This window comes from Mesorhizobium sp. LSHC412B00 (assembly GCF_000503035.1).
Classification (GTDB): domain Bacteria; phylum Pseudomonadota; class Alphaproteobacteria; order Rhizobiales; family Rhizobiaceae; genus Mesorhizobium.
In genome coordinates this window covers 51,658-67,468 of the sequence record NZ_AYWB01000008.1, presented here as the reverse complement: position 1 = coordinate 67,468, position 15,811 = coordinate 51,658, and the positions used below count along the sequence as shown (strand labels likewise).

Below are 15,811 nucleotides of genomic sequence, written 5' to 3'. Positions count from 1 at the left end.
CGTTACATAACGGAGAAATGACATGTCAGCGAACGGATTGAACGGCAAGGCAGCACTGGTCACCGGCGGCAGCCGCGGCATAGGTGCTGCGATAGCAAAACGGCTTGCGGCCGATGGCGCCGACGTCGCCATCACCTACGTCAACAGCTCGGCGCCGGCCCAAGCTGTCGTCGCCGAGATTATAGCGGCAGGTGGTCGCGCGATCGCCATCCAAGCCGACAATCGCGACGCTGCCGCCATCGAAAATTCGGTCACCGAGGCGGTGAATGCCTTCGGCCGGCTCGACATCCTGGTCAACAGCGCCGGCATCTGGCGCGCGGCGCCCATCGAACAGATGTCGCTGGCCGACTTTGACGAGACCATTGAGGTCAATCTGAGAGCGCCGTTCGTGGCCTCGAAGGCGGCAGCGGCTCACATGGGCGAGGGCGGCCGCATCATTTCGATCGGCAGCAATCTGGCCGAGCGCGTCACCGACACCAGCCTCAGCGCCTATTCGACCAGCAAGGCTGCGCTGGTCGGCCTGACCAAGGCGCTGGCGCGAGACCTCGGTCCGCGCGGCATCACCGCCAACGTCGTTCATCCCGGTTCGACCGACACCGACATGAACCCGGCCGAAGGCCCGCATGCCGAACACCAGCGGCGGAAGATGGCGACGCCCCGCTTCGGCAAGGCTGACGAGATCGCCGGCATGGTTGCCTGGCTCGCCGGTCCGGAAGGGCGCTTCGTCACCGGCGCCGCGCTCACCATCGACGGTGGCGCCAACGCCTGAAGCAGCAGCCGCTTTGACCGGTCTGGAGCGGCAACGCCGCTCCAGACGTCACGATGTTGTGAAACCGTTCTGCAACAGGCCTGCGGAAATTTATGGAAGCTTAACGAAATCGGTATGAATCGGTATAGTAGCGCCTTACATCCGCCATGCGGTTGGCAAGATCGTCTAGCGGCGCGGAACGGGAGCCGGCTTGCAGCCGGAGCGGGTGATTAATGAAATTCCTCGGAAATAAAGCCACCGTGATGCCGCTTGCAGTGGCGGCAGCACTGGCCTTCGGTGTGCCGCAGGCAAGCGCGCAAGGCCTGTTCGACATGCTGTTCGGCGGTGGCGTCAAGCACAGGCCGCAAGGCGAATTCCCGCCGCCGCCAAAGCGCAAGCCGAAGCCCGCCGTATCGGGCGGCGGCGGCACCAGGATCAGCAGCCCGTCCTACTACACCTACAAGGCCGACCGGCTGGTGCGCGTCGACTTTGCCGCGTTGGTGGCAGCACCTCCCCAGGTGGCAACAGCTGAAGACGCCGCCTTTGTGCCGTCGGCGACCAGCACTGCCTTCCGCGAAGCCGTTGCAGGCCTTAGTGACTATGAACTCTATGCCGAGCCCGATATCGCCAAGGCACTGATTGCCTATTACTCTGCCAATCCTGATTTCATCTGGGTGAACGAGGGCAATCCCAATGCCCGCGCCCAGGATGCGGTGCGGGTGCTTGGCGAAGCCGCAAGCTATGGTCTCACGTCGGCCGACTACACGGTCGAGGTGCCGGCAGCCAACGCATCGGCAGTCGATGCCGACGCCCATCTGAAGGAACTCGTCCGCTTCGAGATGGCGCTGTCGGCGCGCGTGCTGCGCTATGCCCGTGACGCCCAGAGCGGACGCGTCGATCCCAATCGCATCACCGGCTACTATGAATTTCCGCCGAAGCCGGTCGACATGGAAGGCGCGCTCAAGACACTGGCCCACACCCAGGAAGTGCGCACCTACCTCGAATCGCGGCACCCGCAGAACGCGGAATATCAGGCGCTGCGCGTCGAACTTGAATCGCTGCAGGCGAGCGCCGAAAACGAAATCGTCGTCGATCCCAAGCTGTTGCTGAAGCCCGGCGAGACCAGCGCCGAACTGCCGAAGCTGCTGACGCTGATCGCGCGCAATCTCGACGACGAGATGGGCGGCGCCTATGGCGAGATCCTGTCTCGTCTCGGCACCAGCGATGTCTATGTTCCCGAACTGGTTCCGATCATCAAGGCCGTGCAGGTGAAGGCCGGCATGAAGGGCGATGGGGTCATCGGCCCGCGCACCGTCGCCTCGCTCGCCGGCACGTCCAAGGCCGACAGGCTGCAGAAGGTGCAGGTCGCGCTGGAAGAATTGCGCTGGATGCCGTCCGATCTCGGCAGCCCGCGGGTGTTCATCAACCAGCCCGCCTTCACCGCCAGCTATATCGACAATGGCGAGGAGAAGCTGAAGACCCGCGTCGTCATCGGCCGGACCACCAACCAGACCGCCTTCTTCTTCAAGGAGATCAAGCAGGTCGATTTCCATCCCTATTGGGGCGTGCCGCAGTCGATCATCGTCAACGAGATGCTGCCAAGGCTGCGTGGCGATCCGGGCTATCTCGACCGTGCCGGCTACGAGGTGACCGATTCGCGCGGCAGGCGGGTTCCCTCTTCCTCGGTCAATTGGGGCGCCTACGGCGCCAACATTCCCTACAGCGTGCGCCAGCAGCCGAGCGAAGCCAATGCGCTGGGCGAACTGAAGATCCTGTTCCCCAACAAGCACGCCATCTACATGCACGACACGCCGCAAAAATCCTTCTTCCAGCGCGATATGCGGGCGCTCAGCCATGGCTGTATTCGCCTTCAGGATCCGCGTGGGATGGCAGCGGCGGTGCTCGGCGTCTCGGTCGACGACATCGCCGAAAAGCTCAAGCACGGCCATGCCAGCGAAGACGTGACACGCACGATTCCCGTCTATGTCTCCTACTTCACTGCCTGGCCGGACCTGTCCGGCAAAGTCGAATATTTCAACGACGTCTACGACCGCGACACGCGGCTGATGCAGGCGCTGGACGCGACTGAAGCGGTGCGCTCGCCGACGAGCTGAACCAGCGGAGTTCCTCGTTCAACGAACGAGGAACTCACTTTATCTCTCTGGTTTAATTAGATTTTTGGCCGATGGACGGTCGCCCGTTTCCTGCGATCAGCGCTGGATGAGCGGACGCCGGAAGCCGGCGTCGCGGCCCGCGATCAGCCAATAGACCAGACCGGCTACGAGGCCGGCGGCGGCGATGATGCCGATATCGGCCCAGCGTCCGGCATCCTCTTCCGCGGCCGGCCAGACCAGGAAGAAGCCGGCTGCAGCGGCAGCGGCGCCAAACAGCATGTGCACCAGGAAATTGCGCAGGGCAAAGAATTCGGCGAGCAGCGCGAAGATCAGCGTCTGCAGGCCGGTCAGCACGATCGTCAGGAAATAGACGACCATGCCGAGCGGCGGCCACAGCAGCACGACAATGGGCGAAAATTGCATGGCGCCGAAATAGTCCGGCGCGTTGGGCAATACGGCGAGTGCGCAATATATCGCCACGACCGCGAACAATCCGATCAGCACCGAAACGAAATAGCCGGCAAGCATCATCAGGATGCGCTTCAAAACATGCTTAACCATGGCCATGCACCCCCGTGCCCTGCAACTGTTACGCGCACTCAGCCATCAAAGGCGGACCGGCGCAAGAGTGCATCCAGCAGTGCTTTGCGGCAAATCTTCAGGCGCCGCCGCATAGATGTTGTGAATCCGGCAAAACCCATGTGCCTTTTATCGTGAGGTCGACGCCGTAATAGACCCGCCCGCGCTCGTCGCCCTGCGGACAATCCCTCGGGATCGAAATCAGGCACATGACGACAGGATCGCCGGCTTTCGAACTGGCAAGGCCAGGCTCCCGCTCGTAGGAAACCCCGGCGCCGCCATTGCTGAACCGCGCCAGGCTGCCGGCTTCAGGGCCGGCGGTTTCCAGCCGGTCGTCGCCGAGCCGCGTCGTCAGCGCGGTGATGTGGGTCAAGGCGCATTGGCCGATCGACGAGGGCAGGGGCTGGTCGGGGCTGCCCGGATGGCGGGCCGCGGTGTCGAGCGCCTTCTTGCCGATCAGGGCGATGTTGTAATCCTGCACCCAGGACGGCGCATTGCCGTAGGTCTGCAGCGCATTGTTCTGGGCGCTGACGATGCAGGCGGCATCCTGCCCACAGGCGTTCCTGTCGTCGATGAGCGCACGGGCGATCTTGCGCTTGTCGCCGCCAAAGGCTGGCTCGAAACCCGTAAAGGCCTCGGCCACCAAGGCATCAATTGCCGACAGTTGCGGGTCGGCACAGATCGCCTTTTCCACCGGCAGGCTGGCTTTGCGGCAGTCGAAGGATGGCCCGTCGGCACGCGCTGGACCAAGGCAGACCGCCGCGCCAGCCAGTGCAACGACAAGCGCAAGCGAGTTGGCAATTCGATTGGAAGAAAGCATGGTCGCCCCGTTGTCCGACAACTGCCACCATCGTAGGCAAAAAACGCGGCGGACGGAATTGCCGAAGCGGTGCGGTATCGGCGCTATTTCGGTTCGGCGGTCACGGGATCGAAGGTGATTTCGACTTTCGCCTTGTCGGCGGTGTAATAGGTCACGGTGTAGCCGTCCTTGTCCCAGTCGACCTCCTTCACATAGCGAAAGCCGTCGCGCTGCTCGACCTTGGCGATGATTGCCGACAGTTTCTGGGCATTCGTCGGCGGCAGCGGGCTGTCATCCGCGGCAAAGGCCGTCGAGCCGGCCAGAACAACGACGACACCGGTCGCCAGAACAAGATTTCGCATGATTACCCTCATTTCACGTTGGCTGAACCGCACCGGAAACTCGCAGGCAGCACAGTTTGTTCCGATAGCTGACGTCGCGCAGCTTCCGTGAAGCCCTGGATCGCGGCGATCAGAGCGACGGCACGCCCATATTTGCGCCAACGGCCGGCCAACCATGAGTGCTGCCACGGCCCGCGCTGGACAACCCGATGGTGGTAGAGCTTTGCCAAAGACCCTGCTAGACTTCTGGTCCTGGCGGGGTGGCATGGCGCGCCAACCCCGCCGGAATCTTCATCTCTCAGCGCGCGGCGAAGTGTTTCAGGAACGGGTCGTCGCCTGTGCTGGACCAGAACCAGAAAGGGAGCGGGGGCTCGAACATGGCTGTACGGAACTACACCCGTCAGCTGGCGACAATCATTTCTATCGATGCCGTCGGGTTCTCGAGGCTGATGGGCATCGACGACGAGTCTGCTGTCGCGGCATTCGAGGAACGGCGCGACATCATCGCCGACAGCTGTGGCACATTTGGCGGCCGCACGTTCGGCGACGCCGGCGACAGCATCATGGCCGAGTTCGGCAATCCGATCGAGGCGTTGCGCGCAGCCTTTGATTTCCAGGGCCGCATCGTCGCCCTCAACGCCGAGGTTGCCGACGATATGCGCATGCCGTTTCGCGCCGGCATCAACACCGGCGACGTCATCGTGCGTGGTGGCCGCCTCTACGGCGACGACGTCAACATCGCGGCGAGAATCCAGGAATTCGCGCCGGGCAACGGTCTCGCCGTTTCGGAGACGACCTGGCACCATGTGAAGGACAAGACGGCGGCCGATTTCACCGATCTCGGCGAATTCATGCTGAAGAACATCGCCTTGCCGGTGCGCGTTCTGATCGCCGGCCGCAGCGGCAACGGATCCTCGCCGGCGGCGTCGTTCGCGGCCATTCCCCAGGCCAATGCGCAGCAGAAGCTGTCGTCCAAGGGGCCGCCGGCGATCGCCGTCCTGCCCTTCCACGCCGATGGCGGCGAGCATGACATCGGCTACATGGCCGACGGCATCGCCGAGGACATCATCTATGGTCTATCCAACACCAGATGGCTCTCGGTCATCGCCAAGGGCTCCAGCTTCCAGTTCCGCGACGACACGCTGGGCACGCGGGTGATCGGCAACGCGCTCGGCGCGCGCTACATCGTCAGCGGCACGCTGATGCGCAATGGTGGCCAGATCCGCCTCAACACCTCGCTGGCCGACGCGTCCAACGGGCGGCTGGTGTGGTCGCAGCGCTTCGATCGCGATCTGGTCGACATCTTCAACCTGCGCGACCAGATCGGCGCTGAGATCGTTTCGATCCTCGACAAGGAGGTCGACCGGGCGGAACAGGCACGCACCTTCCAGGTTCCCTGGGAAAGCCTGGAGACCTGGCAACTGGTGCGACGGGGCCGCTGGCACATGAACCGGCGCACCCGCGGCGACACCGAAACCGCACTCGAGTTCTTCCAGAAGGCCTACCGCGAGGACGCCAACTCGAGCGCCGTGCTCAACGAACTGGCGTGGTGGTATTTCTGGCGGGCATGGCTGCGTTTCGGCGACAGCGACGATTTGAACAAGGTCGAGCAGTTTGCCCGCAAGGCGTTGCTGGTGGACAGCCTGGATGCGCGCCCGCACGCCCATCTCGGCGCCGTCGACATCATGCGCGGCGAACCGCGGTCGGCCGTCGACCATCTCGAGGAAGCGATCCACATCAATCCGAGCTTTGCCTTCGCGCGCTCGGCCATGGGCAGCGCCCAGCTGCTGCTCGGCAATGCCGCGACCGCGATACCGTTCTTTCTCGATACCGAGCGATTGAGCCCGTTCGACCTCTACCGCTTCCACAATCTGGGGGAACTGACGGCGGCCTATTGTTTGGTCGAGAACTGGCCGGCGGCGATCGCTGCCGCTGACCGCTCGCTCAACCTGTCTCCCGGCTATTTCTATTCCAGGTTCCTGAAGATCGGCGCGCTGATGCGAAGCGGCCGGCCGGAACAGGCGCGGCGCGAGATGACCATTTTCACCACCCGGCATCCCGATTTTTCAGAACAGCGTGTGCGCTGGATACCGTTCACCGACAAGGCCGCGAACGAGATCCTCGTCGCCAATTTCCGACTGGCCAAATGAACATGGCGTCAATGCTGGCTGGAACATGGACCAACTGTGAAAAGATTCACATACGTGTAACCGATGCAAACCTAGGCGTTGAACGGCCGGCATCGCAATAACGTGGATAGCCGGGGGGCTTGAACGCGCATGACCGAACTGAAGTATTTCGACGCTATTCGCGCGGCCCAGAAAAACCAGCGCCCGCTGTCGGAAATGCCGCCCTTCGATCTCGGCCGGATCCGGAAGACAGGGCTGATTGCGCGCATCGTCGGGTCTCTGGCCGAAGACCCCCGCTGGGCGCTTTCCTTGTTGCGGCGTTTCCGGCCGACCGGCAAGCTCTTCGGTGTTCTCGTGGTCACCAAGAACGCCGATGTCCGCGACATATTGGAGCGCGGCGACGAATTCCAGACCCCATACGGCCCGGAAATGACCGAGCTTGCCCGGGGATCCAACTTCATCCTCGGCATGCAGGACGGCGCCGACTACCGGCGCATGAAATCGTCGGTGCTGAGTGCATTCCCGCCGGCCGAGGTCGAAGCCGCCGTCAGGCCGATCGCGGCGCGTCATTCGCAAGAGATCATGACGCGCGCTAGCCCCGGCTTCGATGCGATCTCCAGGTTGATGAAGATCGTCCCGGTGCACATCTGTCGAGATTATTTCGGCGTCGAGATCGACGATGAATCCGAATTCGCCGACTGGGCGATCGCGCTGAGTGCGCTGTTCTTTTCGGACCCGACGGCGAGCCCCGTCATGCGCGAACTCGCAGTGGTGGCGGGCGACCGTCTTCTCAAAGTCATCGATCGCTCCATCCAGTCGGCCAGGGACCGGGGCTTGAAGGCCGAGCAACCGCTGGCGAGGCTGGTTGTCCAGATGGATCAGGGCCGCCTGTCGCGGGACGACCTCAATTCGATCATGCTGGGCATGATCGCCGGCTTCGTCCCGACCAATGTGTTGGCCGCCGGCAATTGCCTCGACGTGATCCTGTCGCGGCCCGACGCACGGCAGGCTATCGATGCCGCATTGGCCGAAAACGATACCGCCAAGCTCGACAGGGCCGTCCTTGAAGCCATGCGCTTCAAGCCGATCTGGGTCGGCCCCTGGCGCTACACGGCCCGCGACGCGATCATCGGCAAGGGTACGCGCCGCGAGCGCCTGGTGAAGGCCGGCACGGTGGTGATGCCGGCGACGCTGTCGGCGATGTTCGATGCCGACGCCGTGCAGAACCCGGACCAGTTCGACACATCGCGCCCGCATCGCGACTACATGGTGTTCGGCCACGGCATTCATCAGTGCATCGGCGCCGAGATCGCCAGGATCCAGATCGGCGAAAGCCTGCGCGCCCTGTTCCAGAAGCAGGGCGTGCGCCGCATGCCCGGCAAGGCCGGGCGCATGACCCGCATCGGCGCCTATCCCGAAACCCTCAAGGTCGATTTCGAACGGGCAGAACTCTGCCGCACCGTAACGCAGTCTATGGTGACGGTGGTCTGTCCGGTCACCCGGTCCGCGTCGCTGGATGCTGTCCGCGACAAGGTTGCCAGCCTCGGCAACCCGGCCGTCGAAGAGATCCGCACCGCGCTCGACATTGCCGGCACCGTCCACTTCACCAGCCTGACCGTGGTCGGCACCGGCGAGATCGGCGCTGATTCCGGTCAGGAAAAAGGAGCTCTGGTTCTCGAGATTTCCGGTGACGGCAGCATCGACGATGTCATCGACGCAGTCACGCACGCCATCGGGCACCGGCTGCGGCCGATCTTCAAGGAGGTCTGCGATCTGCGCGATGGCGGCGCATTGAACGATTTCCTGCGCAAGCACAATGTCGACATATCGCCGTCTTTCGGCAGCAATGCCGGACTGGTGTTTTCGGGCACGCCGGGGCACTCGGTCCAGCGTATCAAGGCCGAGCAGCAGCTTTTCGAAGCCGTGCGCGACATCGTCGAGCGGCCACGCAAAGGCGCCGGCAACGCTCCTGCCGTGCTCGCTGAAGTTCGCCAGCGTGTCCAGTCATTAGGGACGTTTGCCTGGGCGTTCGAGCCGGCCGAAAGCCTGCTCGAAAAGCCGCCGGGTCATTGGGGCCGTGCCCTGATGACGACGTTGCTGGTGCCGCCGGTCTTCGTCACGGTGGCGATCATCTGGGCTGCTTGCTGGTACATGACCTACGGTGTGGTGTTCGGCAGATCTATCGACATCAGTTCCCAGGAAATCTCCTTCACCGCCATAGCCGTAGCAATCACCTCACTTCTGTTGTCGGGACTCGGAATGTTGGTGGCAGCGGCGCTGCTGGCGTTTTCGTGCTTGCTGGCGCTGCGACGCCGCGAGGACAGGGATCGGCCGGAAAGCACATCGATCGGCATATCTGAATTGAACGCGATACTCGTCAAGGAGGGCCACGCGGCACAAAACCATCTGACTGCGATTTCGACGATGAAGGCCGGCATTCTGCGGCGGCTGGCGCTCAGGTTTTCTTTCTACCTGATCTCGATAGCTGCCCAGAAGGTATTCAAGCCAGGCTTCCTCAACACCATCAACACCATCCATTTCGCCCGCTGGATACTGCTGCCCGGCTCCAACCGATTGATGTTCTTCTCCAACTACGGCGGCAGCTGGGAAAGCTATCTTGAGGACTTCATCGCCAAGGCGTCCGCTGGCCTGACCGGCGTGTGGAGCAACACCGTGGGCTATCCACGCACACGATGGCTGTTCCTGGACGGCGCCCGCGACGGCGATCGTTTCAAGCGGTGGGCGCGGCGCCAGCAGGTGCCGACCCTGTTCTGGTACTCCGCCTATCCCCAAATCAACACGGAGCGCATCCGGATCAATTCCCGGGTCAGGCGCGGCATTGCTTCCGCCGTCGGCAACGAGGCGCGCGACTGGCTGAGCTTGTTCGGTTCGCTACGGCGCCCGGCGAGCGAAACGACCACCGTTCAAAAGACCACTTCGCTGCTGGCCAATATCAGCTCTGCCTTTCCGGCGCCTCTCGAACAGCAGCTGGAAACCGGCGAGATCCAGTCCATCTTCTTCGGCCCGCTCGGCCCGCTCGCTTATTCGCATATGCTTGCGATCCGGGTGCCGGACAAGTTGCCGGCGCCCAAGCGCAGAGCCTGGCTCGATTTCGTTGTCGAGCAGACGAGTTTCGGCGAAGGCAGGCCCGCCGGGCGAGCTATGATAGTCGCCTTTGGTCCCGGTGGCCTGCGGCAGTTTGGGCTCGACGAGGATGTGGAGGGCGATCCACTGGAAACATTTCCGATCGCCTTTCGCCATGGCATGGGCAATCCCGAGCGTGGGCGCATACTGGACGACCGAGGCCGCGACGGCCCGGACGAATGGGAGTGGGGGTCGTTGGAGAACCCTGTGGACCTGGTCATCGTCTGCTATGCTGAAGACCCGGGACGGTTGAAGACCGAGATTGCCACCGTGAGACGAAAGACGACCGGTGCAGGCATGAAGGTCGTCGCCGAACTGCCGCTCGCCGTAAACCGGGGTCCGACCGACACGAAGACGAAATCGTCCGACGGGGCAAAGCGTGACGATCGGTCGGAACGTGGGCCAGCCTACGAGCATTTCGGTTTCGCGGACGGGATTTCGCAGCCGATTGTCCGGGGCACGACCCGCGCCAGCAGGGGTGCTGCATCAATGCATCTGGTCGCGCCCGGCGAGTTCCTGTTCGGCTATCGTGATGAGCATGGGTTCTATCCAGCCTCGCCCTCGGTAAGCGCATCACGCGATCGGACTGGAATCCTTTCGCAGGTGCGCCGTAGCCGGCTGATTCCGGGCCTGCCGCCACCGCCGCGCGATTTCGGGCGCAACGGTTCATTCCTGGTTATTCGCCAGTTCGAGCAGCACGTCGACGTCTTCAACAACTACTGCAAAAAGGCTGCAGCCTTGGTCGCGAGCCAACTCGGCAACCAAGCCATCACGCAAGACTGGATTGCCGCCAAGATGCTCGGCCGCTGGCAGAACGGTAGCTCGCTGGTGCGCAACCCGGATCATCCGGGACGCGTCATCGACAACAACTTCGCCGCTGGCGCCGAGGATCCGCAAGGCCATCGCTGCCCGCTTGGTGCCCACATTCGCCGTTCCAACCCACGCGACTCGCTGGGTGAGGACCGCGATACGCAGATCAATATCGGCAAGCGCCATCGTATCCTGCGGGTCGGCCGCACCTATGAGAAGCAGGACGGTAAGAATGGCAAGGTCGAAAAGGGGCTGCTGTTCATGTGCCTCAACGCCGACATAGAGCGCCAGTACGAATTCATTCAGCAGACCTGGGTTTCGTCGGCCACGTTCCAGGGCCTCGTCGCTGAAAAGGACCCGACGATTGGTTCGCGCGGCGGCGATGGCAGGTTCACCATTCCGTCATGGGAAAAGGTCACGACGCTCCGTGACATGCCGCAATTCGTCACCACCAAGGGGGGTGGATATTTCTTCATGCCCAGCCGCTCGGCGCTGCGCTACCTGATTTCGCGGCTCTGATTCGGCGTCAGTCGTCGTCCTGCGATTCGGCGATATGGCGCAGCGCCCCGGTGTCGGTGATGCGCAGGCCGCCGCGTTTGATGGCAATGAACGAGCGGTTGCGCCAGTCGTTGAGCGTCTTGTTGACGGACTCGCGCGTGGCGCCGAGGAACTCTCCGAGTTCCGATTGCGAGATCGGAATCCAGCCGGCGCTGTCGGCCATCACCTTGGCCAGGAAGACCAGGCGTTTGGCGAGCCTCGCCTCGATGCCGAAGAAGGCCTGGTCGCCGAGTTCGCCGCTGACCCAGCGCAGCCGGGCGCACAGAAGTTCGATCATCGCGCGTGCCAGCAGTGGATTTTTCTCAATGCGATCAAATAGTTGTGTCCTGCTGAGCGAAACCAGCTCGCAAGCGGTCAGGCAGATGGCGGTGGCGGTGCGTGGCCGCCCGTCAAGCGCGCCGATCTCGCCGACGAGGCTGCGCGACAGCTCGATATTGGCCACCAGCTTCTGCCCGCCAGGCGAATAGATCGAGATTTCCACCGTGCCGCTCATCACCCCGTAGATCCGGTCGGCGGCATCTTCCTGGACGAACAGATGCTGGCCGGCGGCGTAGCGCTCGACCTTGCAGCCGCTGAACAGGATATCGAACAGCTTTGGATCGATGCGTGCCAGGCGCGGCAGATCGTTTCTGTCGTTTGGGCCGCCAAAAGCCATGTTCCAAATTCCCAATTGCCGCAATCGGCGAAGTTTAAGGGCCGAAGTCTAAGGCAAGAGTGCACCGCGTCAAAGGCCGGCGTTCATCCCTTGCGATTACGCCTTGTAAAGGCTTGGCGCAGTGGTCGCGCCCAGTGCCTGGCTCGTGCCGGGCGGAAAGCCGCCTGCACGCGCGGCGAGAGGAGCCGCGCGTGCAGGCGCCAACTGATAAAAATGGATAGGTGATAAAATTTCTGTAAAACCGAGCGGCCGCAATGGCCCTTCCACCCGTTGCGATAGGTGGGCGCAAACAGCGTGAGCGTCTGTGACGGAGATCACATACAGCATCGCTGAAATAATGCGAGCGTCATACATCGCGCGAGCGACTGCGGCAAAGAGACATGCCGACGTTGCACTCCGGTCATCTTCGACGCGAGTTGATTTGTTTCCTTGCCTGCCAGTCAGAATTGCACCAGTCCAAAATGGGGCAATACATTTCTTTTCTTCGACAGAACCTTTGAGGGCGACTATGCCGGTCAGCAGAGAGCAGCGAATCCGTCAATATCTCGATCTCGTCACCGGGGGCGAGGGGACTGAATCAGTCCTCGGCAACGTGGAGACGATGGCAGGCGGCGCTCTGGAATCCCTTGCGCCTGCGGAAGCCGGCAAGACGGAGGCGGCGTTTGAATCGGCGCGCGCTGGCATGGAGAGCCTCGCGCGGGGCGCCGAAGTCGCGCCCGAGCAGCTTTCCGATCTGGAAGCCATAATCATCCCGGAGTTGCGGCCGGTCTATGACATCAAGGATGGCACCTTTACGACGCTGACTTTCGACGGCGCTCCGACACCTGGCCATTCGCTGTGGACGAAGCTTACCAGCGAGGCCGCATTGAAGCAGCGCATCGAAGCCGCCCTGCCGGCGATCGGGCGTATCGAACTGTTGTGGAACACCAATATCCCTTACGGCGGCACGGGCTTCGTCGTCGGCCGCAACCTGTTGATGACCAATCGTCATGTGGCGCAGATATTTGCGGACGGCCTTGGCGACTGCAATCTGCAATTCATCAACGGCCGCGCCGCCGGCATCGACTTCAAGCGCGATTCGGCGGCGGGAAACGTCTTCAAGATCCGCAATGTCCGGATGATCCATCCCTATTGGGACATGGCGATCCTCGAAGTCGAAGGCCTGCCCGACAACATCACGCCGCTGTCGCTCGCGGTCGCCGACGCGCGCGATATGCTGCGCCAGGAAGTCGTCGCCATCGGCTATCCCGCGTTCGACAATCGCAACGCGGTCGATGTCCAGAACGAGCTCATGCGCAATCGTTTCCAGGTCAAGCGCCTGCAACCGGGCATGCTGCAGGGCGGCTTCGATACGGAGAGTTTCGGCAAGATCGTCAGCGCGGCGACACATGATTGCTCGACCACTGGCGGCAACTCCGGTACCGCCATGATCAACCTCGCCACCGGCGAGGTCGTGGCGCTGCATTTCGCCGGCCGCTATCTCGAGCGTAACTACGCCGTGCCGACCGGCGCGCTGGCCAAGGACCAGCGTGTCGTCGACCTCGGCCTCAATTTCGCCGGCGCCGCCAGCGGCGGCCCAAACGATTGGGGCGCATGGTGGAACAAGGCGGACAGCGGGTCGCCGGCCGAGGGCGTAAACCTGGTTGAAGTCGGCGGCGTCCAGCAGATCCCGGGCGTCGCCACCCAGACGCCTCCATCCGGAGGCGTCGTCGTTTCGCCGGGCGGCAGCGTCACCTTCGAAGTGCCGTTGCGCATCACCGTCTCGCTCGGCGCAACGCCTGCCCATGAAGCGGTCACGGAATCGGTCGAGCTCGAAGCGGCCAAGTCGACCCCTCCAGGCGGCGCATTCGTTCCCAAAACGGTCGCGGACTATGCCGGCTATAAGGGCTACGACGAGAAATTTCTCTCTGGCGGCACTAAACTCGCGCCGGTCGTTGTGCCGATGCCTGAGGCCACCGACCTCACCGTGCTGGCGCCGCTCAAGGCCGGCGGCACGCAACTCGACTACCAGAATTTTTCGCTCAAGATGCACGCCAAGCGGCGGCTGGCGCTGTTCACCGCCTCCAACGTCACCGAGGAGAGCAATCTGCGCGAGCCGGAAAAGGGCCGCAACTATTCGCGCGGCGGCCTGTTCAGCGAGCGCTGGTTCCCGGATCTGCGGCTCGACGACAAGTATCAGATCCCCGACGTCTTCTACACCCAGGATCAGGGCGCCTTCGACAAGGGCCATATCGTCAGGCGCGATGACGTGGCCTGGGGCAGCACCTTCGAGTTGCTGCTCAGGGGCAATGTCTGTTCCTTCCATGTCACCAACTGCTCGCCCCAGGTCGAAGGCTACAACCGCTCCGAAAGGGGCGAGAAGAACTGGGGCGATCTTGAGAACCACGTCCTGTCGGAGGCGGCGAGCGAACGGCTGTGTGTCTTCGCTGGCCCGGTGCTCGCCGATGACGACCGAACCTTTGCCGGCAAAGGCCCCAAGGGAACAAGTCTTCGCGCGCCGGTGCCGCGCCGTTTCTGGAAGGTGATCGTGGCGCGCGTCACAGACGGGCTCGCCAGCTATGGCTTCGTCCTCGAACAGGATCTGTCGGACACGGAGCTGGAGTTTGCCGTCTCCGACGAATTCATCGGCGCCATGTACCCGCTAACCGAAATCTCCGAAATGACCGGCATCACCTTCGACAAATCGATTGTCGACGCCGACCAGTACGAAACGGTTCGTGGCGGCGAAATTGCAATGCGGGCGGGATCACGCAAGCGGAAGAAGAAGGCTTAGGGTCGGAGGGAATCCCATGACCGAATGGACGCAATCCGAACTGAACAGTCTCAACCGCATCCTCGCCAACCTCTACCCGATGATCGGCGACGGCGTGCGTGTTGCCAAAGGTGTCGGTCTTTCGACTGCCCAGATCGCCTTTGACAACAAGGCGATCAACAACTGGTTTGCGATTGTCCAGCGCGCAAAGCAGGAGACCAGGGCCGATGACCTCGTCGCCTTTGCACTCGATGAGAATCCCGGCGACCAAGCACTGCTGCAGGCAAAGCAGCACGCCCCGCCGCCGCCGGTCGAAGGCCCCGCGACCGCCAATTGGAGCGGCGCGACGGCGCCGGCCCAGCTCGAAAAAATCCTTGGCGACAAGAGCACGCTGGTGCCGATCAGCTATCTCGAACTCGGCCTTGTCAGGGCAAGATCGGTGGTGCGCATCAAGCGTGCGGATGGCAGCTCCGGCACCGGCTTCATGACCACCGGCGGGATACTGATCACCAACAACCATGTCTTGCCTGACGACGCTTCATTGGCGGGCACGGTGGTCCAGTTCAACTATCAGCGCACCGTTGCCGGGCTCGACGCGCCGCTCGACCAGTTCGACATCGACACCGCCGTGCCTCTTCGTACCTCCAACGACAATGATTGGTCAGCCGTCCGCATCAAGGGCGATGCCTCCAAATGGGGCGAGCTGGACATGAAGCCCATGGCCGTGAAGGTCGGCGATCACGTCAATATCATCCAGCATCCCGGCGGTGCGCAGAAACAGATTTCGTTCGTCGCCAATGTCGTGGCCTTCGTCGGCGGCGGCCGCGTCCAGTATCTGACCGACACACTGCCGGGTTCGTCGGGCTCGCCGGTCTTCGACACCGACTGGAACCTGATTGCGCTGCATCACAGCGGAGGCTGGCTCACCGAGCCCAACGCGCCTACCAAAAGCACATATTATCGCAACGAGGGCATTGCGATCGACACCATCATCCAGGACCTCGCGGCCAAGCCTGTGTAGATGGTGAGCTATGCAGACCGATGGCGCAGCTCGATGCGCGGCGATTTGGGACTACGGCATGTAAAATTTTTCGGATGTGACGGTTTATAACGCCAGACACCAAACACCAGGGAGTTCAGAGATCAGCGCCTATTTCGACCTCAGGCTTCAACTGGCTGATC

At 62.6% G+C, this 15,811-nt stretch carries 10 protein-coding genes; 6 read left to right on the top strand and 4 right to left on the bottom strand.

The window, feature by feature from the left end:
• Positions 1 to 22 precede the first annotated feature (22 nt).
• Positions 23 to 769, top strand: coding sequence for a 3-oxoacyl-ACP reductase family protein (locus X757_RS148525; protein ID WP_023726589.1), 747 nt, complete (start codon positions 23 to 25; stop codon positions 767 to 769).
• Positions 770 to 981: 212 nt separating this feature from the next.
• The gene (locus tag X757_RS148530) at positions 982 to 2,862 is read left to right on the top strand and encodes a murein L,D-transpeptidase (protein WP_023702268.1); all 1,881 of its coding nucleotides are present in this window, start codon (positions 982 to 984) and stop codon (positions 2,860 to 2,862) included.
• Between the two features lie 96 nt (positions 2,863 to 2,958).
• On the opposite strand, the gene X757_RS148535 is transcribed toward X757_RS148530, so the two are convergent.
• The 3 genes from X757_RS148535 to X757_RS148545 form a co-directional block, all read right to left on the bottom strand.
• Entirely contained in the window at positions 2,959 to 3,429 is a 471-nt protein-coding gene (locus X757_RS148535) for a hypothetical protein (RefSeq protein WP_023668992.1), read from the bottom strand.
• Positions 3,430 to 3,520: 91 nt separating this feature from the next.
• Complete coding sequence (locus X757_RS148540) at positions 3,521 to 4,261, bottom strand: lysozyme inhibitor LprI family protein (RefSeq protein ID WP_023726588.1); 741 nt, start codon at positions 4,259 to 4,261, stop codon at positions 3,521 to 3,523.
• Positions 4,262 to 4,344: 83 nt separating this feature from the next.
• Entirely contained in the window at positions 4,345 to 4,602 is a 258-nt protein-coding gene (locus X757_RS148545; RefSeq protein WP_023726587.1) for a PepSY domain-containing protein, read from the bottom strand.
• A gap of 356 nt (positions 4,603 to 4,958) precedes the next feature.
• Here X757_RS148545 and X757_RS148550 point away from each other — a divergent pair, with 356 nt between their 5' ends.
• Positions 4,959 to 6,731 (top strand): adenylate/guanylate cyclase domain-containing protein, encoded by a 1,773-nt coding sequence (locus tag X757_RS148550; protein WP_023726586.1) that lies wholly within the window; start codon positions 4,959 to 4,961, stop codon positions 6,729 to 6,731.
• 129 nt (positions 6,732 to 6,860) lie between these two features.
• Positions 6,861 to 11,183, top strand: a complete 4,323-nt coding sequence (locus tag X757_RS148555; RefSeq protein ID WP_023726585.1) for a cytochrome P450 — start codon at positions 6,861 to 6,863, stop codon at positions 11,181 to 11,183.
• Positions 11,184 to 11,190: 7 nt separating this feature from the next.
• On the opposite strand, the gene X757_RS148560 is transcribed toward X757_RS148555, so the two are convergent.
• Positions 11,191 to 11,877 (bottom strand): Crp/Fnr family transcriptional regulator, encoded by a 687-nt coding sequence (locus X757_RS148560; RefSeq protein ID WP_023726584.1) that lies wholly within the window; start codon positions 11,875 to 11,877, stop codon positions 11,191 to 11,193.
• 508 nt (positions 11,878 to 12,385) lie between these two features.
• Here X757_RS148560 and X757_RS1000000165765 point away from each other — a divergent pair.
• A complete protein-coding gene (locus X757_RS1000000165765; RefSeq protein ID WP_050593944.1) occupies positions 12,386 to 14,650 on the top strand; it encodes a DNA/RNA non-specific endonuclease in 2,265 nt (754 codons plus the stop codon).
• A gap of 16 nt (positions 14,651 to 14,666) precedes the next feature.
• Positions 14,667 to 15,650 carry a trypsin-like peptidase domain-containing protein gene (locus X757_RS148565; protein WP_023726582.1) on the top strand — a complete coding sequence of 328 codons (984 nt, stop codon included), beginning with the start codon at positions 14,667 to 14,669 and terminating at the stop codon, positions 15,648 to 15,650.
• The last annotated feature ends 161 nt before the right edge of the window (positions 15,651 to 15,811 follow it).